The sequence below is a fragment of the Salinispora sp. H7-4 genome (assembly GCF_013416675.1).
Classification (GTDB): domain Bacteria; phylum Actinomycetota; class Actinomycetes; order Mycobacteriales; family Micromonosporaceae; genus Micromonospora; species Micromonospora vitiensis.
The window spans coordinates 221,506-243,295 of record NZ_JABZED010000016.1 but is presented as its reverse complement, the minus strand read 5'-3'; the positions used below and the strand labels follow the sequence as shown (position 1 = coordinate 243,295).

Here is a 21,790-nt window from a genome sequence, read left to right as displayed (position 1 = left end):
TGGCTGCTGCGGACGGTTCACCAACGGGGAGGTTGCTCCGGGGAAGTGGTAGCAGGGATCACTTCGTCGAGTCTTCGGAAACGTAGGCCGCGTGCCTTGAGAACCGGAAGTGCGCGTTCGACGCCGGCGGCTGTCTCCGAGTCTGGACGGTTGAAGTGTGCCAGCAGGATTCCGCCGGGGCGGAGTTGCAGGAACTGCTGGTAGACCTGGTTGGCGCTTGCGGTGGCACCGAAGTCGCCGTTGACGCTGAACATCACGGTCCACTCGCCCATCGCCCGGGACACCTGGGTGGCCACGTTGTCGGCGTGGGCTGTTCCCGGGCGGAAGAACTTTGGCTGGAGGCTGTAGTTGGTGGCCATCCACGTGTGCATTCCGGCGATTTCGTCGTACACCTCGGCAACGTTTTTCGTGCCGGCGATTCCGTATGCGGAGCGACCAGAAGTTGATAGCGGGCGGTGGTTCGTACCGTGGTTGCCGATCTCGAACAGGGGGTCAGCCACGAGGCTTTCGAATTCCTGTCGATGGGCGGTCGCCCAGCGTTGGTTGACAAACAGCGTCGCCGGTACGCGCTGCTCCCGCAGCGTGTTGATCAGTCGTTCGTCGTAGCCGCTGCTGTCGCTGCAAGCGTCGAACGTCAGGCAGACGGAGTCGCGGGTCAGTGCGGTGTCGGTCGGAAAAGTTGACCAGGAACTGTCCGGATGTAATCCCCAGTAGCGGGGTGTCCGGGCGCCGTAGTGGCTGATGATCTCTTCTCGGGACGGTAGCGTGCCGGGGGCGGTAGCCGTTGGTGGTGGTGGCGCTGGGGTGGCGCTGGTGTCGACGGGCTCTATCCAGGCAGGAACGTCTCCGTGGGCACTGCGGTCGGTCCGCCAGGGGGCAGTGCGCGCCCCGGCGATGGCGGCTAGCCCGCCTAGTGTTCCGACGCCGGCCAGCGTCAGCATTCCTCTGCGGCTGAATAATTGTGTTGGTCGTTTCCGACCGTCAGTCGCCTCCGGCCTGCCTGTCATCGGCGGATCATACCCAGCAACATGAGGCATGTTCACGGGAAGGGTGATGGCTACCCTCCGATGTCAATCTAATGTTGACGCGTGACCTCCGTGATCGCACACCTGGCCGACGTCAGGAATGCTCGAGTCCGCCTCGATGAGCGGGAGTTGGAACTGATCGACCGGGCCCGCCATGCGGGCGTCACCTGGGCGGAGATAGCCGCAGCGTTGGGTTTGGGTAGCCGGCAGGCCGCGGAGCAGCGCCGCCAGCGTCTCGCAGTGGCCCGACGGTCCCGGCGGCAAGCACTCGATCGTCGCTACTCTGCCCGGATCGCCGCGTTGCGGGTGGCCGTGGCTGATCTTCAGCGGTGGATTGACGCGGACCGGGGCTGGGATGCCCGGTTCCCGGCGGCGGCGCTGGTGCGCGGGACGGCAGCGCATGCGCTGGATTCAGCGCCGGGCGCGTTGTACGCCCTGGCCCGGCACCTCGTTGCGGACCTGGCGGAGGTGGGGGCGGGCCGGCTGCCGTTACCGGTTCAAGCGGCCGCCAGCAGGATCGAGGTAGCGATGTCAACAGAAGCTTGACGTCCCCCGACAGTCTTGCCTGGACTCGGCTCAAGGATTGAGGATGTGAGTCACCGAAACTCAACCTTGGGGGGTCAATGCAGCGCAATGTTGGGCTTTTTGTGGCGATTTCCGGGCTGTCGGGACTTGTTGGTGGGGTCCTGTCTCTGGTGCCCGGAATCTGGATCCTCGATCTCACCGATTCCAGTAGCCTCGCCGCGCTCGCGCAACTCTGCCTGTACGCCCCGGTGTGGGGTGCTCCCTGGCTGGGCGGCCTGCTCGACCGAACGCCCAGGCGGCCACTACTCATCGGAGTGAATCTCTCCTTGGCGTTGGCCCTTTCCTGCCTGTTTGCCGTGCAGGGGCCGCACCAGATCTGGCTCATATTCGCTGTTCTTTTCGCTTTCGGAGTCAGTCGCACATTGGTTGATGCGGGCGAGACGGCGCTCCTGCCAGCTGCTCTTTCCGCAGGGCAGCTCGGGAGCGTCAACGGTTGGCGGTCCAGCGCCAGGGAAGGCATGAAGCTCGTGGCTCCGTTAACGGGCATCGGTCTCTACGCCGGGCAGGGCGGTCGCGCAGTGGGCGTGCTGGGGGTCGTACCAGTTTTGGTCGCCGCCCTCTATGCCGGCCTGTGGTTGGCTCCGGAGCCACTCGAAAGAACACGCGATCGGCAGCGGATCCCTCGCGCCAGGCTTGCCGTTCTACTTGGGCGTACCGGGATTCTGGTCCCGGTTTCCCTCGCCTCCGTCTCGATCGCGATGTCGGGCTTTACGACGGCCGGCTACTACGCGATGGTCACTACCGAGCTGAACCTGCCGGCGACGTTTTTGGGGGTTCTCGCCGGTGTTCAGGGACTGGGTTCCATCCTTGGTGGACTGATCGTGGGCCGATTGATCACCCGACGGGGGACGGCGGCGGTCGGCATAGCCGGTACGGCCTTGTTCGCCGTTGGCTGCCTCGGTCGTTGCCTGCCGTGGTCGCCGGCTATGTTCGGGGCCTCCGTGGCAGTGGGAGTCGGCTTGCCCTGGACGCTGGTAGCAGCGGTGACCGCGACCCAGCGGTACACTCCGGCGGGAGTGCTCGGGCGAGCGTCCGGCCTGGTCAACATGGCGATGTTCGGGCCTGTTGCGCTCGCGATTCCACTCGGCGCCGGTGCTGTTCAGCTCGGCAGCACGGTCCCACTTTCAGCTGCGGCGGGGGTCTGTCTCGCCGCCGCAGCCATCGCCTCCTATCGCCCCCGTTCGTGCGCGGTGCGCCGGGCAGCCCCGGGCGAGCCGACGCCCACCCGGGTTTCCGTCACCAGAGCCGCCAGGTCACCGGCAAGCAGTCGGAACGGTTCCGCAACAGACCTGGAACAGCCAGCACCGACGGCGACATCCGGGCAATAGGATCACCGGTATGCACGGTGGTGCGGGGCCACCGGAGTCGGGTGGGAAACCGTGAGCTACGCCGATGTCAACGGGCTTAGAATGTGGTACGAGTGGCACGGAACCGGGCATCCGCTGGTGTTGCTGCACGGCGGCTTCGGGTCGACTGAGCTGTTCGCCCCGCTCCTGCCGGCCCTGACGGAGCGGCGCAGCGTCCTCGCGGTGGATCTTCAGGGGCATGGCCGCACTGCTGACGTGGACCGTCCGCTCCGGTACGAGTCACTGGCCGACGATGTCGCCGCGTTGATGACGAAGCTTGGTCTGGCTGAGGTGGACGTGCTCGGATACTCGCTGGGCGGCGGGGTGGGGCTGCGTACCGCGATCCAGCATCCGGACCTGGTCGGCCGGCTGGTGGTGGTCTCCGCGCCCTGCCGCCAGCAGGGCTGGTATCGAGAGACCCGCGCCGAGATGGCCCAGCAGGACGAGGCGGTGGGGGAGCGGATGCGGGGCACTCCAGCGCACCAGCGCTACCTCCGGGTCGCGCCCGAGCCGGCCCAGTGGCCCCGGCTGTGGGCGAAGTCGGGGGAGCTGCTGCGGCGCGAGTACGACTGGTCGGCGGAGGTGGCCGCCCTCGTCCTGCCCACGCTGCTGGTCTTCGCCGACGCGGACTCGGTGACCACCGCGCACATGGTGGAGTTCTTCGGGCTGCTAGGCGGTGGGCACCGGGACGCCGGCTGGGACGGCACCGGTCGGTCGGCCGCCCGGTTGGCGGTGCTGCCCGGCCTCACCCACTACGACATCCTCTCGTCCCCGGCCCTGCCGGCGGCGGTGTTGCCCTTCCTCACCCACCCCGCCGGTCCTCCCGGCTGACGCCAGCCCCGGCCCGGTGACGGTCACCCGCCGTCCGTCCGGCCTCACCCGCTGTCTGTCCGCCGGCGGGTCCCACCCGTCGCCCGGGGCAGGACTGTTCTCCGGTGTACCGGGAATTCGCGTGGACGCACCCGGGGAGGAGCGACGGATGACAGCTGGCACCGGCCTGACCATCGGTGTGCTCGGCTCGTACGGCGGTCGTAACCTCGGTGACGAGGCGATCCTCACCGGCCTCCTGGCCGACCTGCGGGAGCAGGAGCCGAACGCCCGGATCATCGTCTTCTCCCGCAACCCCGATCACACCCGGGCGGCGCACCCGGAGGTGGAGGCGGTGCCGTGGGAGGGGGTGAGCCGCACCGACTCGTCCCCGCTGCTGGCTCAGCTCGATCTGCTCATCCTGGGGGGCGGCGGCATCCTCTACGACCAGGAGGCCCGCCGCTACCTGCGGGTTGTCCGGGTCGCCCAGGAGCGTGGCCTGCCGCTGCTCACGTACGCGGTGGGGGTCGGACCGCTCAGCGAGATGGTGGATACCGGGATGGTCCGGGAGACGCTGGCCGGGGCAACCCAGGTCACGGTGCGGGACCAGGAGTCCCGGATGCTCCTGGAGGAGGCTGGGCTGCTCAATCCGATCACGGTCACCGCGGATCCGGCGTTTCTCCTGGAGCCTGAGGACTTCCCCGTACACCTGCTTCGGGAGGAGGGAGTGCCGGCAGGTCGGCATCTGGTCGGGATGAGTGTGCGGGAACCGGGGCGGGCCGCCGAACGGCTCGATGTGGACGGCTACCACCGGCTCCTGGCCCAGATCGGTGACTTCTTGGTCCACCGAATTGATGCTGATGTTCTCTTTGTCCCGATGGAGCGGGATGACATCCGGCACTCCCACGGCGTGCTGTCACACATGGTCGCCGCCGAACGGGGGCGCATCCTGCACGGCAGCTACTCACCCCAGCAGGTGCTCGGCCTGATGCGCCACTTCGACCTGGTGGTCGGCATGCGGCTGCACTTTCTGATCTTCGCCGCGATGGTGAACACCCCGTTTCTTCCCCTGCCGTACGCCGGCAAGGTCTTCGACCTGGCCCAGCGCCTCGGCGTTCCCGCTCTGCGTGGGTTGGAGCGGGAGGTCGAGGGCCCGCTGCTGGCCGAGGTTGACCGGCTGTGGGACGAGCGGGAACAGCGCGCCGAGGCCACCGCCCGCCGGGTCGCCGAGGTGTGTGAGGAGGCCCGGGGCACCTCGAAGGTGACCCGCGTGGTGTTGGAGAGTCTCCGGACCCAGTCGATGGTCTCCGTGGACGGGTGAGCCGGTCAGACCGCCGAACCCCGCCAGCAGTAGCGCCACCTCCGGGCGTCTCCCCCCACCGTCTCCAGCTCGTAGATCTCGGCGTCGGCGAGTCCGCCGTCGCCGAGGTGGTGGTGGGTCAGCGGTGGGCGACCGTTGGGGTCCAGTTCGACGGTGACGGTCTGCCCGTCGGACGAACCACCGGCCAGCGGAATCTCCACGGTTGGCGCCATGCGCCCATCCTGCCCCGACCGGCGCGCCGGCGGAGCGGAAGCGTCGGCCCCGGAAAACAGGTCCGGGCCAGGAGCGGGTCTGCTACAGCGGTGCCGAGCCGCGCTGCCGCCCCGCCTATCCTGGGCCGGGGTGGCCAACGAGGGGAGATCGCGTGCTGGTTGTCCACGGGTCGTGGCGGCTCGACAGCGGCCTCGCCGTCTGGGCCGAGGACAGCACATCGCCACCCCGGGCAGCTCCGCGGGCCGGGCGGGCGCCCCGCGAGCGACCACACCCGTTCGCCGCTGGGCACCCCGTGCTCGCCGCAGCCCTGGCCGAGGTCGCCGAGCCGACCGTGCCCGGCACGGCGCTGCTCACCCTGCCCACCCGAGCTGGTTCGCCGCTGGACTCGCCGGAGCTGGTCCGCTCCGCGCCGGTCGATCCGCTCCGTGGACCGGTCACGCTGGCCGGGTGGCGGGTGCCGGCCCTGGTGTACGCCCCGGACACCGCCCTGTCGCTACTCGCGCGGATCACCGCGGCCGGTGCGCTACCGGACGCCGTACCCGGCGCCACCCTGCGTCACCTCGCGGAGCTGGCGGCCTTCGCGGTGGACCTCGCCGCCCGCGGTCGGGTCCTGCCCGCCGTCCGGCCGGAGCCCGGCGATGACCCGCGACCGGTTGCGCGGACCCGGCGACGTACGGGCGTCACCCGCGCCGGTCGAGCCGCCCCGGACCGGGTGACGTCGACGTCGGGGGAGGGCGCCAGCGCCGTCGCGTGGGCGGTGTGGCGGCCGCTGCTCACCGGCGCGGATGCCGGCTGGGCTCGTGCCCTCGCCCTCGCCCTGCCGCCCGCGGCCCGCGCCGCCGTCGAGGTCGATCTGGATCCGCTTGCCGTGACCGGCGCACCGGAGATGCCGGTAACCGGCGGAGCCGAAGCGCCCGCCAAGGGTGGTGGTGCGCCGCCGCGGGCGCGGGGTGCGAGGCGACCAACGGCGGCCGTCGGGGAACCCGGGGAACTGGTGGCCGAGGCGCTCGACGCTCTCACCGACGCGGCCGTGCGGGCCGCCCTCGCGGAGACCTCCCTCACCCGGGGAGCTCGGCCGCGGGGTGCGGTCACGGCGTGGCTGGCGGCGCTCACCGGCCCGCGTCGTGACTTTCTCGCCGACGCGGCGGAGCTCGACACCCTGCGCGGTGAGCTGGACGCCTGGCAGCGCGATGCGGTGGGAGGATCGGTCCGGGCCAGCTTCCGGCTGGTGGAGCCGCCGACGGACGGGTTCGTCGAGGCGGCGGCCGGCGGGCCGGTCGCGGCCGAGGGGCCGTGGCGGGTCGAGTTCGGCCTGCAGCCCGCTGACCAGCCCGGCCTGCACGTTGACGCCGCACGGATCTGGCACGAGCCGGTGACCCTGCCCGGTCCAGCCGCTCCGCAGGAAGCCCTGCTGGCCGAGTTGGGGCGGGCCAGCCGGCTCTGGCCGGAGCTGAACTCGGCCCTGCGCACCGCCACCCCCGAGGCGCTGGAGCTGGACACAGCGGGCGCGCACCACTTTCTCCGCGACGGCGCGCCGGTGCTGCACGCGGCCGGGTTCGCGGTGCTGTTGCCCTCCTGGTGGCGGCGTCCCTCATCCCGGCTCGGCGCCCGACTACAGGCCCAGAGTCGCACCGCTCCGGGCACCGTGGCCGGGGCGGGCGGTGGGGTGGGGCTGGATGCCCTGGTTGACTACCGCTGGGAGGTGTCCCTCGGTGACCAGCCGCTGACCGCCGCGGAGCTGGAGTCGTTGGCCGCGCTGAAATCCCCGTTGGTTCAGCTACATGGGCGCTGGGTGGAGCTGGATCCGAAGCGTCTCGCCGCCGGCCTGCGGCTGCTCCGTTCCACCGGCGAGCTGACCGTCGGCGACCTGCTGCGGCAGGGCCTCGCCGACCCCGGCGCCGACGCGCTGCCGGTGCTCGAGGTGGCGGCCGACGGCGCGTTGGGTGACCTGCTCGCCGGAGCCGTGGAGCGGCAGCTCACCCCGGTGGACCCGGCCCCGTCGTTCCGCGGCGTGCTCCGCCCCTACCAGCGGCGGGGGCTGGCCTGGCTGGTCTTCCTCCAGTCCCTCGGCCTGGGCGGGGTGCTCGCCGACGACATGGGTCTCGGTAAGACGGTGCAGCTACTCGCGTTGCTCGCCGGCGATCCCCCGGGCGTCGGCCCGACCCTGTTGGTCGCTCCGATGTCGCTGGTCGGTAACTGGCAGCGGGAGGCGGCGACCTTCACCCCGGGCCTACGGGTCCAGGTGCACCACGGCGCCGAGCGGGCCCGGGGGGCGGCGTTCACCGCGGCGGTGGCGGGCGCGGACCTGGTCCTCACCACGTACACGGTGGCTGCCCGCGACGCGGGGGAGTTGGCGGGGGTCGACTGGCATCGGGTGGTGGTGGACGAGGCACAGGCCATCAAGAACGCCTCCACCCGGCAAGCCGAGGCGGTTCGCGCGTTGCCCGCCCGGCATCGGATCGCGGTCACCGGCACCCCGGTGGAGAATCGGCTCGCCGATCTCTGGTCGATCATGCAGTTCGCCAATCCCGGACTGCTCGGCCCGGCCGCCGAGTTCAAGAAGCGGTACGCCGAACCGATCGAGCGGCACGGCGACGCGGAGGCGGCCGAGCGGCTGCGCCGGATCACCGGCCCGTTCGTGCTGCGTCGACTCAAGACCGACTCCTCGATCATCTCTGACCTGCCGGAGAAGCTGGAGATGGAGGTGGTGTGCAGTCTGACCGCGGAGCAGGCGGCCCTCTACCGCGCGGTGGTGGACGACATGCTGGCCCAGATCGAGTCCAGTGAGGGGATCGCGCGGCGAGGGCTGGTGCTGGCCGCCATGACCCGGCTCAAGCAGGTCTGTAACCATCCGGCGCACCTGCTGCGGGACAACTCGGCGCTGACCGGCCGCTCCGGGAAGCTGGCCCGGCTGGAGGAGATCCTCGACGAGGTGCTCGCCGCGGGGGAGAAGGCCCTGCTCTTCACCCAGTACGCCGAGTTCGGCGGGATGCTGCGCGGCCACCTGTCGGCGCGGTTCGGACAGGAGACGTTGTTCCTGCACGGCGGCGTCGGTAAGGCCGACCGGGACGCGATGGTGACCCGGTTCCAGTCCCCGGATGGCCCCGCGCTCTTCGTACTCTCGCTCAAGGCCGGTGGTACCGGTCTCACCCTGACCGCGGCCAACCACGTCGTGCATGTTGACCGTTGGTGGAATCCGGCGGTGGAGGACCAGGCCACGGACCGGGCGTTCCGCATCGGGCAGCGGCGGCGCGTTCAGGTCCGTAAGTTCGTCTGCGCCGGCACGGTGGAGGAGAAGGTCGCCGCACTCATCGCCGACAAGCGCCGGCTCGCCTCGACCGTGGTGGGCGCCGGTGAGCAGTGGGTGACCGAGCTGTCCACGGCGCAGCTGCGGGAGCTGTTCCAGCTGGAGGCCGGGGCGGTGGCCGAATGAGCCCGCGGGCCGCCGGCGGCGACAAGCCGGGCCGCCGGGCTGACCGGTTCGCCGACTACGGTCCGCCGCGCCGGGTCGCCGGCGGGTTGCGAGCGCGCAGTACCCGTGGCGCGATCGGCACCTCCTGGTGGTCCCGCCGGTTCCTGGAGGTGCTGGAGTCCTTCGCGCTGGGCACCCGCCTCACCCGTGGTCGGTCGTACGCCCGGGCGGGGCAGGTGCTGCGGCTGGAGGTGACGCCGGGCGAGGTGACGGCCGCGGTGCAGGGCTCGCGATCCCGGCCGTACGAGGTGCGGATCACGCTGGCGCCCTTCCCGGCGACGCTCTGGTCTCGGGTGGAGGAGGAGTTGGCCGCACAGGCGTTCTTCAGCGCGCGGCTACTCGCCGGTGATCTCCCCGCTGAGCTGGAGGAGCTGTTTGTTGCGGCGGGTGCGCCGCTGTTCCCCGCCGGTCTGGCCGAGCTGGGCCAGTGGTGCAGCTGCCCCGACGCAGCGGTGCCGTGCAAACATCTCGCCGCGACCTTCTACCTTCTCGCCGAGGCGTTCGACGCCGACCCGTTCGCGCTGCTGCACTGGCGCGGCCGTGGTCGAGCCGAGTTGCTGGACCGGCTGCGGGTGCGCCGGGGCGGTGCCGCCGCCGTAGCCGAACGGTCTGATTCGGACGAGGCTTCTTCGGCGTCGGTGACCGGTGCGGCGTCTTCGGTGCCGGTGCCCGACGAGGCGTCTTCGGTGCCGGTGACCGGTGCGGCGCGGTCGGTGGCGGGTCTGCCGGCGGCGTCACTGGCCGACGCGGTCGATCGGTTCTGGTCCGCGCCGGTTCCGCTGCCCGACCGACCGCCGACCTTGGCGGCGGGGACCGAGCTGCTGCTGCGGCAGCTTGGTGCGCCCGCCCCGGCCATCGGTGGCCCCGGGCTGGTGGAGCGACTACGCCGGGCTTATCGGCGGCTCGGCGAGCAGGGCAGCGGCTGACCGTGCGTGGCGGAAGACCGGGTGATTCATAGCCAGCGGCGCCGGAAGCGCCACATGACCACGGCGTTGGCTACCAGGACCACCGCGCAGACCGCACCAGCCGTCGGGCCGGCAAGCACAGTTGTCGCGGGGAGCGCCGCCCAGAGCACGATGGTCAACAGCATCAACCACCGGCCGCGGTGGCCTTTCGCGCGATGGTCCAGCCGGGCGAAGAATGCCGGGTCGCTCTCCCGGAGGTTGCGGGTGATCTGCTCGAACCTGCGCTGATCCTCTTTGCTGAGCATGTGCCATCCCCTCACGTGTTCAGCGGCTCGCCGGGCATACCCGCTGCGGTAGCGGCTCACGCTCCTGCTGCTGACACTTTCCGACGTACGGGCGGCATGCGCTGGGCTGGCGGCTCGGGGGCGGCTCGGTGTCGCCGGCCAGGTAGCTGGGGCTTTTGTCCTGGCTTGGTGTCCTTGTGCAGGTCAGCGCCCTTAGCGGCAGCTCCGAACATAGGGTTGGTATAGCCCCTGCCGGTCAGTATCCCTGCCGAGGAAGCGGCAGGTGGCCGGGGACCAGCTGCTCCACTGCCAGTGGTACCCCGCTCGCCCGCAACTCCGCGATCAGGCTGCTCTGCACCAGGTACGAGTCGGGGAGTTGCCAGCGGGCCTGCTCCGGGGCGACCACCCAGCGCACCGCCCCCTCGGGTAGCCGCGTCGGCGGGGCGGGGATCCACGAACCCGGGCCGTGCCGTACCACGTGGAAGCAGTGTTCGAGTTCGGGGCGAAGTGGGTCGCCGGGTCGGACCAGGAACATCCACCGGCCGGTGGGGGTGGACAGCACCGGCCCGCGTACTCCCGGGCCGGCCGGATGGTTCTGGACCGCGAGGAGTACGTCTCGTCCGACGTGGCCCGGCACCTCCAGGACGTCGAAGGCTCGCCCGGTGGGTAGCAGCACGCCGTGCGGCCGGGTGCGCCACCACGTCGCGATCCGGGCCGGGTCGGCGCTGGCGGAGTGCTCCCAATCCACCAGTGCGGGATGGCAGCCGACGGTGGGACAGCCCGCCCGCCCGCAGACGAAGCGGCTGCGGGCCAGACACGCGCCGGGGGTCACCTCCCAGCCGTGCAGCGCGTAGCGTACGGCGACGCGGCGTAGCCGTACCCGCTCCAGGGGTGACAGCTGAGCGACCCGCGGTCCGATATTCCCCCACATATGTGCCATCTCCCCTTGCCGGATCTGGTCGTGCCGGTGGCGTCTGTCGAGCACCGTCACTGCCTTGACCCGCGATCGTTGAGTTGACGAACGGCTGGTGCAACTTGCATGAACGCTAGGAGCGTCGGCTGATCAGCTGACGTACATGCTGTGCGATCAGGAAATATCTGAACAAAGCGCCGTGCCCGCGACAAACCCGGCTTATCGGCTGGAATGGACGCGTAGGAAAGGGATGGGACATGGACGAGCTACCCATCGGGCGTCGGGTGGCCTACTGGCGGGGGCGACGCAAGATGTCCCAGCAGGTCTTCGCGGACCGGCTGGGTAAGTCGAAGAGCTGGGTGGACAAGGTCGAGCGCGGGGTACGTCGGCTGGACAAGTTCTCCGTCATCTACGAGATCGCCGACACTCTCCGGGTTGACGTGCAGCTACTGCTCGGCAAGGACCCGGAACGGCGTTCTGACGCGCTGAACTGCATCGACCAGACCGAGGTCCAGGAGATTCGGGCAGCGCTGGAGCGGTACGACGCGATGAGCGCCTACTTTGACGCGGCGCCGTACCCGCCGCCCCTGCCCGACATGCGCAAGGCCGTCAGCCACGCCTGGCTGACCTATCAGTACGGTCGATACGGGATGCTGACCCGCTCGCTCCCCAAGCTGCTGCGGGACGCCCAGGCAGCCGACGCCGGCTTCGCCGGCGACGACAACCGCGAGGCGGCACACCTGCTCGGGCAGGTCTACCAGATCGCCTCGTCGGTCCTGCGCAAGCTGGGGGAGTGCGATCTGGCATGGCTCGCGGCCGATCGGGCGATGGCGGTCGCCCAGCGGGCCGACGATCCGCTGCTGGCCGGCATCGCCACAGCCCGGGTCGGTAACGCCCTGGTGGCGATGGGGCGCCCCTTCCCGGCGCTGGAGGTGAACGTCGCGATCGCGAACCGGTTGGCCCCGGGCGGTACCAACGACGCTACCCCGGACCGGCTGTCGGTCTACGGCATGCTGCTGCTCCAGGGCGCGATGGCCGCCTCCCGGATCGGTGACACCGCCACAGTGGATGACCTGCTGGGTGGCGCCGACGAGGCGGCCACCCTGCTCGGCGGCGACCAGAACCACTACTGGACCTCGTTCGGGCCCACCAACGTGAAGCTGCACCGCGCCGCGGCCGCCGTAGAACTTGGCGACGGCGGCCGAGCAGTCGAGGTCCACCAGCGGATCGGGCCGGAGTTCAACGCCCTGCTACCCGAGCGCCGCGCCCACCACCTGCTCGACATCGCCCGGGGCTACGCACAGGTTGGTGATGTGGTCAACGCCGGCGAGATGCTGCTGCAGGGCGACCGGCTCGCTCCGTCCGAGATCCGTTGTCGCCCGATCGCCCACGAGGTGATGTCCGACATCCTGCGGCGTACCCGGGGCACCCCGTCCGCCTCGATCGCGGAGCTGGCCGAACACATGGGAGTCGGAATATGAGTCTGGATGCATCGCCGGCCACGTCGCAGTCGACCGGCGCCGAACGCCGGGTGCTCTACGTGCTCGCCTGCGGTTCGCCGCTCGCCCGCCGGGTCGGCCGGCTCGTCGAACTGGCCCAGCAGGCCGGGTGGGAGGTCTGTGTCGTCACCACCCCCGACGGGGCCAAGTTCGTTGACCGGCCGGCGCTGGTCCGACAGACCGGCTACCCGGTCCGTAGCCACTACAAGAACCCGGGCGATCCAGATGTCCTACCGCCGGCGGACGCGATGATCGTCTGCCCGGCCACGGTGAACACGATCACCAAATGGGCGGCGGGGATAGCCGACACCCTCCCCCTCGGCCTGCTCGTGGAGGCGCAGGGCCGCGGGGTGCCGTTGGTCGCGGTCCCGTTCACCAACGCGGCGATGGCCGCCCACCCGGCGTTCCAGGCAGCCCTGGGCCGGCTCGCCGAATGGGGCATCACCGTGCTCTTCGGCGATCACGTCATCCCCCTGCATCCGCCCGGGTCCGGTGAGCGCCACCTACCCGCCTTCCCCTGGGAGGCGGTGGTGGCCGCACTGCCGGAGCCAACCGTGGCGATCCGGGTCGCCTGACCGCCCGCCCCGGGTGGCGACGCATCCCGTCCCCGCGCTCGTAGGTAAGCTGGCCCGCCGTGAGGACACCCGAATTTCCGCCGACCGTCGCCGACGTGGTGACCGAGTTGGAGCGGCGCTACCCACCAGCGTGGGCGCAGGAGTGGGACCGCGTCGGTCTGGTCCTCGGCGACCCGAACGCGCCGGTCCGCCGGGTGCTCTGTGTGGTGGACGTGGTGCCGGAGACGGTCACCGAGGCGATCGACGCCCGGGCCGACCTGATCGTGGCGCATCATCCGCTGCTCCTGCGGGGGGTGTCCTCGGTCGCCCCGACCACCTACAAGGGGCGGATCGTCCACCAGCTGATCAAGGCCGATGTCGCGCTGTACGTGGCGCACACCAACGCGGACGTCGCCGAACCGGGAGTTTCCGACGCGCTGGCCGCCCGATTCGGGCTGACCGGGCTCCGGCCGCTGGCACCCCCCGCCGTCGGCGCACCCGCACACGGTGCCGGCCGGGGGATCGGCCGCATCGGCGAGCTACCCGAGCCGATGACCCTCGCCGAGCTGACCCGGCACGCCGCCGCCGTGCTCCCGGCCACCGCCTGGGGCGTACGCGCCGCCGGTGACCCGCACCGCACGGTGCGTACGCTCGCCGTCAGCGGCGGATCGGGCGACAGCTTCCTCACCGCCGCGACAAACGCCGGGGTGGACGCGTACCTCACCGCTGACCTGCGGCACCACCCCACCAGCGAGCATCTGGCCACCGGCGGTCCGGCGCTGCTCGACGCCGCGCACTGGGCGACCGAACGCCCGTGGCTGGACGACCTGGCCGCCGTCCTACGGGAGGCGACGGGCGTCGATACGCTCGTGTCCGACCTGGAGACTGACCCGTGGACCGTACACGCCGCCCCGCCCGCGGCGGACAACAAGGAGCCCCACTGTGAAGGCTGAACCGTTAGTCCAGCGCCGCCTGCTCGACCTGGCCGGGATCGATACCACCCTCGCCCAACTCGCGCACCGTCGCCGGACGCTGCCCGAGCGGGCCGAGCTGGACGCCCTCGCCCGGGAGCTGTCCGCGCTGGAGGACGAGCGCGCCCGCGCCCAGGTGGCCATCGATGACCTGGACCGGGACATCGACCGGCTGGAGCAGGACGTTGACCAGGTGCGAGCCCGTAAGCGCAAGGACGAGGACCGCCTCGCCGCCGGCGTCGGACCGGCCCGGGAATTGGAGGCGCTCCAGCACGAGTTGGCCTCCCTCAACCGCCGCCAGGGTGACCTTGAGGACGCCGAACTGGAGCTGATGGAGCAGCGGGAGACCGCGCAGGGCGTCCTGACCGGGATCGAGAAGCGGATCACCGAGGCCCGGGAGAAGCGGGACGCCGTCGAGCGGCGCCGCGATGACAGCCTGAGCGAGATCACCAAGGAGGAGGAGTTCAAGCGCGGCGCCCGCCAGCCCCTCGCCGCCGACCTTCCCGGTGAGCTGGTCGCGCTCTACGACCGGATCCGGGCGGAGAGCGGGCTCGGCGCGGCCCTGCTCACCGGCGGTCGGTGCGGCGGGTGCCGGCTTGAGCTCTCCGGCGCGGACCGGGCCCGGATCCGCGCCGCGGATCCGGACGACGTGGTGCGCTGTGAGGAGTGCCGCCGGATCATGATCCGTACCAACGAGTCCGGGCTGTAGTCGTGGCGCCGCGCGTGGTTGTCGTCGAGGCCGACGGTGGATCTCGGGGGAACCCCGGTCCGGCCGGATACGGCGCGGTGCTCCGCGACCCCGGCACCGGCGAGGTGCTCGCCGAACGCTCAGCGGCGATCGGCACCGCCACCAACAACGTCGCCGAGTACCGGGGCCTGATCGCCGGCCTGGAGGCCGCCGCCGAGCTGGGGGCCGCCGAGGTGGAAGCCCGGTTGGACTCCAAGCTCGTGGTCGAGCAGATGTGCGGCCGGTGGCAGATCAAAAACCCCGGCCTGCGTCCGCTCGCCGCGCAGGCAGCCGGGCTGGTCGGCCAGTTCGCCGCCGTCCGGTTCACCTGGATTCCCCGAAACCGCAACCGGCACGCCGACGCCCTGGCGAACGCCGCCATGGACGCCGCCGCCGGAGCACCAACCCAGCCAGCGAAGCGAGCAGTCGAGGAACCCCGACCGGTGGCCGCCGCCGATTCGCCCGCCCGCGCGGCGGCCCGCGAGGCCGCGGCCCGCGCCGCCACCGCCCGTACCAGCGGCAGCGGCCCGGCCACCACCCCCGCCTCCTGGGAGCCGCGGCCCAGCTTCACCGCGACCCGGCTGGTTCTCGTCCGGCACGGGGCGACCGAGTACACCGAACAACGCCGCTACTCCGGCCGGGTGGACGTACCCCTCTCCGACCTCGGTCGGGCCCAGGCCGAAGCCACCGCGAACCGGGTGGCCGCGCTGGCCCCGTCGGCCGCGGCCGTGGTCAGCTCCCCACTGAGCCGGTGTCGGCACACCGCCGAGGCCATCGCCGCGGCGCTCGGGGGAAAGCCGGTCCGCGACAACAACGACCTGGTCGAGTGCGACTTCGGGGCCTGGGAGGGCCGCACCTTCGCGGAGGTGCGGGAGCGCTGGGCCGGCGAGATGGACGCCTGGCTCGCCGACACGACGGTCGCCCCGCCCGGCGGAGAGTCATTCGCCGACGTCGCCACGCGCAGCCGACGGGTGGTGGATGAGCTGCGGAAGGCGTACCCGGGGGAGACCGTCGTGGTGGTCTCGCACGTCTCGCCGATCAAACTGATCCTGCGGGACGCCCTCGGGGGCGGAGACACGCTGCTGTACCGGCTGTTGCTCGCCGCGGCCGGCATCTCCGTGGTGGACCTTTGGCCCGACGGCGGAGTGGCCGTCTGCTCCGTCAACGACACCGCCCACCTCCCGTCCAGCTGACCACCCCCGGTTCGCTCAGCTTCTGGTCCGCCAGAGCAGGTACAGGCCGATGACTGTCCCGAAGGCCACAATCACCGTTCTGAGCACCATCGGTGGCAACCGGGGGAGCAGCCGCGCGCCCGCGTACCCACCGACCAGCGTCGCCGGTGCGACCACGGCGACCGCCACCCAGTTCACCGGCCCGAACAGCGCGAACACCACCAGCGTGGTGAGCCCGACCACCGCCGAGATTAGATTCTTGATGGCGCTGACCCGGACCAGCGACGCGTCCAGCACCAGCGCCAGGCCCGCCACCACCATCACCCCCAGCGCCGCCCCGAAGTAGCCGCCGTACACCGCGGCGAGCGCGACCATGGCCTGCACCCAGACGGTACGGTGGCGCGTCGACCGGTCGCGGGGGTGCCCGACGAACCGGCGCAGCGGCCCCTGGAAGGCCAGCACCGCCGTCGCCCCGAGCACCAGAAACGGTACGACCAGCTCGAACGCCCGGGCCGGCGTGGCCAACAGGAGCACGGTGCCGGCGACCGTACCGAGGACGGTGGTGGGCAGCAGAGCCACCAGCTCCCGACCACGCGGCAGCTCCGCGCGACTGCCTGCGACGCTCGCCGCGTATCCCGGGAAGACCGACACCGAGTTGCTCACGTTCGCCGACACCGGCGGCAACCCGGCGGCGATCATCGCCGGGAAGGTGATCAGCGACCCCCCACCGGCCACCGCGTTGAGTGTGCCGGCGGCGAGGCCGGCGGTGACGAGCAGCGCGGCGTCGGCGATGTGCATGCTCAGGCAGGCTAGTACGTCGCGGTGCCCCCTCCACCCCGCGGCGCCCGCTGCGGCGCGTCGGCGGGCGCAGGTGTGGTGGTTGGGGCGGAAATGGGTGCGGCGACCGCGTCGTTAGGATGAGTGCGCGACGGACGAGTCGACCGGGCGGTCGCGTCGGCGGGCTCCGGCCCGCCGTCGAGGAACGTCCGGACTCCACAGGGCAGGGTGGTTGCTAACGGCAACCCGGGGTGACCCGCGGGACAGTGCCACAGAAAACAGACCGCCGTCTCCGGACGGGGACGGTAAGGGTGAAACGGTGGGGTAAGAGCCCACCAGCACCCCGGGTGACCGGGGTGGCTCGGTAAACCCCACCCGGAGCAAGGCCAAGAAGGGGCGTCATCAGCTGAGACGACGACCCGCGCAGACGATCGAGGGCGGCCCGCCCGATGTCTGCGGGTAGGCCGCTGGAGCCTGCCGGTGACGGCAGGCCGAGATGGATGACCGCCGCCGGCGCGTGCCCTCGGGTCCGCGTCGCGCACAGAATCCGGCGTACAGGTCGACTCGTCCGTCGCCCACCAGCTCAGAGACCTGATCAAGGCTCTGAGCTGGCTCTATATCCGGGCGTCGATAGTCGCTCATGATCCACTTCGGCCAGCATTCGACAGCCTTAAGGTTTGGGTCGCTCATCGCCCTAAAGGGATCGCAGCTCCGACCCCTTCGGGAGCGAGTATCTGCGCGACTTGCTCATGGTGGGAGTGCGCTCGAAGGCAGGTCCGCCCCAATTGGGCTTGCGTGTTTGTGTACATGGCACTGATCGAAGCGTGCTGTAGGAGCGGGTAATTCGGGCGAAAATGGTTGTTATTGACAGTGCGTCATGCCGTCGCCCCGGGGTAGAGCGAGCGAAGGCCTGGCGCCTGCTTAGTTTCACTTGATATCCGGCGTGCCGGTCGACTCATTCGTTACCGCCAGCTCCATGTACTGATTGAGGCAAACGCGCTGGGGCGTGTATCTAGGCAAATTTCCACTGATCTTAATATTGTATAAAAATTTCAGCTCTGGGTGATTTGCCTAGCTTACCCCTTGGGTGGGGTGCTTTTCGGCGGGAGGCTATCCTTGGGTGTTGTGTTGATTGATGGTCCAGCCGATGGCTGGATAGTTTGGAGCAAAATTGTTTAGTAGATCCTTACGGGTCAGGGTTGGCGTCATGCTGGTGGCCGGGCTGGCCGCTGGTGTGCTGACGGGGAGTGCCGTATCTGCAGTCTCCGGCGGAGAAGAGGTCCCTGACGGGGGGTATCCCTTTTCGGCCAAGGTGAACTTTGGTGAACTGCATAGTTGTACCGGCGCTCTCGTTGCCAGTCGATGGGTCGTTACAGCGAAATCCTGTTTTGCCGAAGGGGGGTCAGCGCCTGCTGGGGCCGTTCCCAGCCGTCCGACCAGCGTACTGGTTGGGCGAACCAATCTCGCCGGCAACGCGGGCCACCGTCTCGGAGTGACGACTCTAGTTCCGCATCCAACCCGCAATGTTCTGCTGGTTGAGCTGTCGGCGCCGGTCACTGATGTGACGCCAGTGGAATGGTCAACTGCCGCACCGTTGGCACAGGAAACGCTGAGGGTTACCGGATATGGTCGCACTGCGACCGAGTGGGTGCCCGACCGTTTACATTCAGCTACTTTTACGGTTTCCGAGGTGGCGGCCACGACAATCGGGGTCATCGGCACCTCAGCCGCAGCAACGATCTGTAAGGGCGACGGTGGTGGGCCGGCGTTTCGTGAGACCGAGTCAGGTGTCGAACTCGTTGCGATCAACAACACCAGTTGGCAAGGCGGCTGTCTCGGTGAGACCGAAACCCGGACCGATGCTACCCAGACTCGCCTCGATGATCTAGCCGACTGGTTCCGGGAGAGCACCCGCCTGCAGCCGTATGCATTGACCAACACGGTCACGGGAGAGTTTACGGGAGACGGCCGTGATGATTTGATGGCGGTCGAGCCGGGTACCGGTAAACTCTGGCTCTACCCTGGGACCGCCATCGACCGGTTTTGGGGCGACCGGATCCAGGTCCGATCGGATGTCAGCTGGACCGACTACCGCGACTTTACTGTCGGCCAGTTCGGCGGGGACGCCAACGAAGACCTGCTCGTCATCGAAACCGCTACCGCGGAACTCTGGCTGTTCCCCGGCGACGGTGCCGGAGGGCTCGGAGAAAGGGTGCAGGTCGGCAGCGGTTGGCAAGGCAAAACCGACCTGGTCGCTGGCCAGTTCAACCGGGATGGCTACGACGACATCGCAGCGGTCGCGCGTTCCACGAACGAACTGCGGATGTGGCCGGGCAACGGCGCTGGTGGTTTCAGTGCGTCAACGGTGATTGGCAAGCGCTGGGGAAATCTCACCGAACTGGTCGTCGGCCGCTTCAACCGGGACGGCTATGACGACATCGTGGCATTGGCGAGGGACACCGGTGATCTCCTGATGTATCCCGGTAGCGCCGCTGGCGGTGGAGTCTGGGGTCAGGCGATCACGATTGCCGGGGGCGGTAGCGCGCTTAGTTCGCTCGCAGCCGGCAAGCTAAATCCCGACGGTTACGACGACCTGATCGCCACCGAACACGACCAGCTCTGGCTTTACCCCGGCACTGTGGCTGGCGGCCTGCTTGGCGAGCGGGTAGCACCGATCGGGCGTGTTCCAGCACTGCAGCCGCACAGGTTGTTGGAGGCGGTCACCGGCGAGTTCACCCGCGACGAGTACGCGGACCTGATCGGCGTCGAAAAGGATACTGGCCGACTTTGGCTTTACCCGGGCACGGGCGCCGGCGTGTGGGCTCCCCGAATCCAGGTGGGTACAGGCTGGACCGGGTTCCGGGACTTGACGGTGGGCCGGTTTAACGCGGACAGCTACGACGACCTGCTAGCCATCAACTCTAGCACCGGCGACCTTTGGCTATGGCCGGGCACGGAGAGCGGAACTGACTGGGGCTACAAGGGCACGGATCCTGTCGGATGGGGCTGGCACGGAAACGAGCGGCTCACCGCTGGCCGTTTCGACGACGACGTCTACGACGACCTCGTAGCTGTAGATAGGAATACTGGCAAACTGCGCATGTGGGCAGGGCGCGGCAATGCCACCTGGGCGACGAGCGTCGACCTCGACACCGCGAACTGGAACACGCTTGGCGCTCTGGCGCGAGGCCAGTTCAACGACGACTCGTACGACGACTTGGTGGCTGTGGAGGAAGACACTGGCAAACTATGGTTGTATCCGGGCAAGGCCGGTGGCGGCTTCGACGACCGAGTTCAGGTCGCGAGCGGCGGTTGGGCCGAACGCGACGAACTCATCTCAATTCGCTCCGATCAGGACGGGCGCGACGCCCTGATTGCAGGTGCGTCGGCGAGTGGGCAGGTGTGGCGCTACCCCGCGAGGACGCCAGGCGGTCCGGGGTGGGATGACCCAACCGAGTTTGGCCCGATTTCCTGATCTACGCGGCCCAGCGTAGCCCGGTCGGGTTCTACCACACCCCCACCCACAGATCTGACCCAGCCAAGGGGGAAAGAAACTGTTGGCCGGCACCCGAACCGGGGTGCCGGCCAACAGCCATGTCCGGGCGAACACCAGGCCCGCCACGGATGGGAAATCCGCTGGTTGGGGCTGGGGTCAGCGGTGCCCGGCGCCGGACTGACCGAAAGCCCGAGGGGATACGGTTGTCGTCATGGCAAAGCCGACCCGATGGGTGACCGACACCGGCCCAGAGCACTCCCAGTGGTACATCGACCGATTCCGTCGGTTGGCGGCGGAGGGGGCAGACCTCGCCGGCGAGGCCCGGCTGATCGACGCCCTGGTAGCGCCGGGTTCTCGGGTCCTCGACGCCGGCTGCGGCACTGGTCGGCTCGGGGCCGCGCTGGCCTTGCGGGGGCACACCGTGGTGGGTGTTGACGCCGATCCCGTCCTGGTCGAGGCGGCCGGGGCCGCCTATCCCGGTCCGCGCTGGCTCGTGGCCGACCTGGCTGAACTCGATCTGGCCGCCGCCGGTGAGCCGGAACCCTTCGACGCCGCCGTGGTCGCCGGCAATGTGATGACCTTCGTCGCCGCGGGCACGGAGGCCGACGTGCTCCGCCGGATCGCGGCCCACCTGCGTCCCGACGGGATCGTGGCGGTTGGTTTCGGCACTGACCGGGGCTACCCGCTGTCGGCCTTCGACGAGGATTCGGCTGCGGCCGGGCTACGCCGGGAGCACCGTTTCGCCACCTGGGATCTGCGCCCGTGGCGAGAGGAGAGCGACTTCGCCGTCACTCTGCTCCGTCGCCCCGCCGAGTGACCCTTAACCTCACCAGTCGCTGATCGGCCTGGAGCGGCGTCAGGAGTTCTCTGATGCCGCGGGTGTCGTGCGTTCGATGAGGGTGGCGAGCCCGTCCAGGAGGCGGCGGAGGCCGAATTCGTAGGCGTGGGCGGGGTCGTGGGCGCTGCCGTGCGCCGTGCCGGCGGCACTGCCCACCCGGGTGGCCAGCGGGTAGGCCGCGGGGTCGAGGACCCGGGCCAGCAGCGGCCCGGCGGCCGCCCACCACTGCTCGTCGGTCATGGTGGTGAGCTGGGCAGTAGCCCGGGCATCGGCGGCGACTCTGGCATTGGCCTGGACGAAGCTCAGCAGGAGGGTCAGGCAGTCGTCCATCTCGACGTCGTCGAGGCCCAAGCCGTCCAGGGCGGTCAGCTCGTGCTCGTACTTGGCGATCGCGCCCGGACCGAGCGGGGGCCGCAGCGTGGAGACCGTCGCGGTCCACGGATGGGTCTCGAAGAGCGTCCGGTTCTCCTCGGCCACCGCGGTCAGCCGTAGTCGCCAGGGTTGTCCGGTGGTGTCGGCGCGCGACATCCGGCCGTACGCGGCGTCGAGCATCACGTCGAGTAGCTCCGCCTTGCCGGGCACGTACGTGTAGAGGGTCATGGGGGAGACTCGCAGCTCCTGGGCGACTCGGCGCATGGTCAGCCCGGTCAGCCCCTCGGTGTCGGTGACGGCGGTCGCCGCTTCGATCACCGCGTCCAGGTTGAGCCCGCGCTGCGGGCCCCGGCGTGCCGCCGTCGATGGCTCTCGCCAGAGCAGGGCGAGCGTACGCCCGGGGTCTCCGCCGCTGGTTACGTCAGGTGTACGCACAGTCATCTCCCCAATTTCTCCGTACGCTGTACAATGTACAGCGTACGACGTACGAGGTAACCCAGATCATCGCGAGAA

The 21,790-nt window shown here is 69.9% G+C and carries 19 protein-coding genes and 1 other RNA gene; 14 read left to right on the top strand and 6 right to left on the bottom strand.

Annotation, left to right across the window (positions count from 1 at the left end; translation table 11 throughout):
• Positions 1–17: 17 nt before the first annotated feature.
• The gene (locus H0524_RS12155) at positions 18–938 is read right to left on the bottom strand and encodes a polysaccharide deacetylase family protein (RefSeq protein WP_180198776.1); all 921 of its coding nucleotides are present in this window, start codon (positions 936–938) and stop codon (positions 18–20) included.
• A 150-nt stretch (positions 939–1,088) separates the two neighbouring features.
• Between H0524_RS12155 and H0524_RS12150 the strand changes: the two genes are divergently transcribed.
• From H0524_RS12150 to H0524_RS12135, 4 genes are all read left to right on the top strand, one after another.
• Positions 1,089–1,571, top strand: coding sequence for a hypothetical protein (locus tag H0524_RS12150; protein ID WP_180198740.1), 483 nt, complete (start codon positions 1,089–1,091; stop codon positions 1,569–1,571).
• A 77-nt stretch (positions 1,572–1,648) separates the two neighbouring features.
• Positions 1,649–2,938 (top strand): MFS transporter, encoded by a 1,290-nt coding sequence (locus H0524_RS12145; protein ID WP_180198739.1) that lies wholly within the window; start codon positions 1,649–1,651, stop codon positions 2,936–2,938.
• 51 nt (positions 2,939–2,989) lie between these two features.
• The gene (locus H0524_RS12140; protein ID WP_180198738.1) at positions 2,990–3,787 is read left to right on the top strand and encodes an alpha/beta fold hydrolase; all 798 of its coding nucleotides are present in this window, start codon (positions 2,990–2,992) and stop codon (positions 3,785–3,787) included.
• A gap of 148 nt (positions 3,788–3,935) precedes the next feature.
• On the top strand, positions 3,936–5,084 hold the full coding sequence (locus H0524_RS12135) for a polysaccharide pyruvyl transferase family protein (protein ID WP_026323016.1): 1,149 nt from the start codon (positions 3,936–3,938) through the stop codon (positions 5,082–5,084).
• 5 nt (positions 5,085–5,089) lie between these two features.
• Here the strand turns inward: H0524_RS12135 and H0524_RS12130 are convergent, their stop codons facing one another.
• Complete coding sequence (locus H0524_RS12130; protein ID WP_180198737.1) at positions 5,090–5,296, bottom strand: hypothetical protein; 207 nt, start codon at positions 5,294–5,296, stop codon at positions 5,090–5,092.
• Positions 5,297–5,448: 152 nt separating this feature from the next.
• Here H0524_RS12130 and H0524_RS12125 point away from each other — a divergent pair, with 152 nt between their 5' ends.
• The gene (locus H0524_RS12125) at positions 5,449–8,730 is read left to right on the top strand and encodes a DEAD/DEAH box helicase (protein WP_180198736.1); all 3,282 of its coding nucleotides are present in this window, start codon (positions 5,449–5,451) and stop codon (positions 8,728–8,730) included.
• On the top strand, positions 8,727–9,695 hold the full coding sequence (locus H0524_RS12120) for an SWIM zinc finger family protein (protein WP_180198735.1): 969 nt from the start codon (positions 8,727–8,729) through the stop codon (positions 9,693–9,695). Before H0524_RS12125 ends, H0524_RS12120 begins: the two co-directional genes overlap by 4 nt.
• 26 nt (positions 9,696–9,721) lie before the next feature.
• Here the strand turns inward: H0524_RS12120 and H0524_RS12115 are convergent, their stop codons facing one another.
• Together H0524_RS12115 and H0524_RS12110 are read right to left on the bottom strand one after the other, a co-directional pair.
• Positions 9,722–9,979 carry a DUF3040 domain-containing protein gene (locus H0524_RS12115; RefSeq protein ID WP_018216509.1) on the bottom strand — a complete coding sequence of 86 codons (258 nt, stop codon included), beginning with the start codon at positions 9,977–9,979 and terminating at the stop codon, positions 9,722–9,724.
• 235 nt (positions 9,980–10,214) lie between these two features.
• Complete coding sequence (locus H0524_RS12110) at positions 10,215–10,898, bottom strand: bifunctional DNA primase/polymerase (RefSeq protein WP_180198775.1); 684 nt, start codon at positions 10,896–10,898, stop codon at positions 10,215–10,217.
• A gap of 230 nt (positions 10,899–11,128) precedes the next feature.
• Between H0524_RS12110 and H0524_RS12105 the strand changes: the two genes are divergently transcribed.
• Genes H0524_RS12105 through H0524_RS12085 form a run of 5 tightly spaced genes read left to right on the top strand, consistent with a single transcriptional unit; the run spans position 11,129 to position 15,815 of the window.
• Entirely contained in the window at positions 11,129–12,352 is a 1,224-nt protein-coding gene (locus H0524_RS12105; protein WP_180198734.1) for a helix-turn-helix domain-containing protein, read from the top strand.
• Complete coding sequence (locus H0524_RS12100; protein ID WP_180198733.1) at positions 12,349–12,945, top strand: flavoprotein; 597 nt, start codon at positions 12,349–12,351, stop codon at positions 12,943–12,945. The genes H0524_RS12105 and H0524_RS12100 overlap by 4 nt, the downstream gene beginning before the upstream one ends.
• 59 nt (positions 12,946–13,004) lie before the next feature.
• A complete protein-coding gene (locus tag H0524_RS12095) occupies positions 13,005–13,877 on the top strand; it encodes a Nif3-like dinuclear metal center hexameric protein (RefSeq protein ID WP_180198732.1) in 873 nt (290 codons plus the stop codon).
• Positions 13,867–14,604, top strand: a complete 738-nt coding sequence (locus H0524_RS12090) for a zinc ribbon domain-containing protein (protein ID WP_180198731.1) — start codon at positions 13,867–13,869, stop codon at positions 14,602–14,604. The genes H0524_RS12095 and H0524_RS12090 overlap by 11 nt, the downstream gene beginning before the upstream one ends.
• A 2-nt stretch (positions 14,605–14,606) precedes the next feature.
• Positions 14,607–15,815: a bifunctional RNase H/acid phosphatase gene (locus H0524_RS12085; RefSeq protein ID WP_180198730.1), complete on the top strand. Its 1,209-nt coding sequence runs from the start codon at positions 14,607–14,609 to the stop codon at positions 15,813–15,815.
• Positions 15,816–15,830: 15 nt separating this feature from the next.
• Here H0524_RS12085 and H0524_RS12080 read toward each other — a convergent pair whose 3' ends face one another.
• Positions 15,831–16,592: a sulfite exporter TauE/SafE family protein gene (locus H0524_RS12080; RefSeq protein ID WP_180198729.1), complete on the bottom strand. Its 762-nt coding sequence runs from the start codon at positions 16,590–16,592 to the stop codon at positions 15,831–15,833.
• 135 nt (positions 16,593–16,727) lie between these two features.
• Here H0524_RS12080 and rnpB point away from each other — a divergent pair.
• From rnpB to H0524_RS12065, 3 genes are all read left to right on the top strand, one after another.
• Positions 16,728–17,142, top strand: an RNA gene (gene rnpB / locus H0524_RS12075) — RNase P RNA component class A.
• Positions 17,143–17,778: 636 nt separating this feature from the next.
• On the top strand, positions 17,779–20,046 hold the full coding sequence (locus H0524_RS12070; protein WP_180198728.1) for an FG-GAP-like repeat-containing protein: 2,268 nt from the start codon (positions 17,779–17,781) through the stop codon (positions 20,044–20,046).
• 232 nt (positions 20,047–20,278) lie between these two features.
• Positions 20,279–20,884: a bifunctional 2-polyprenyl-6-hydroxyphenol methylase/3-demethylubiquinol 3-O-methyltransferase UbiG gene (locus tag H0524_RS12065; RefSeq protein WP_180198727.1), complete on the top strand. Its 606-nt coding sequence runs from the start codon at positions 20,279–20,281 to the stop codon at positions 20,882–20,884.
• Between the two features lie 39 nt (positions 20,885–20,923).
• Here H0524_RS12065 and H0524_RS12060 read toward each other — a convergent pair whose 3' ends face one another.
• Positions 20,924–21,712: a TetR/AcrR family transcriptional regulator gene (locus H0524_RS12060; RefSeq protein WP_180198726.1), complete on the bottom strand. Its 789-nt coding sequence runs from the start codon at positions 21,710–21,712 to the stop codon at positions 20,924–20,926.
• Between the last annotated feature and the right edge of the window lie 78 nt (positions 21,713–21,790).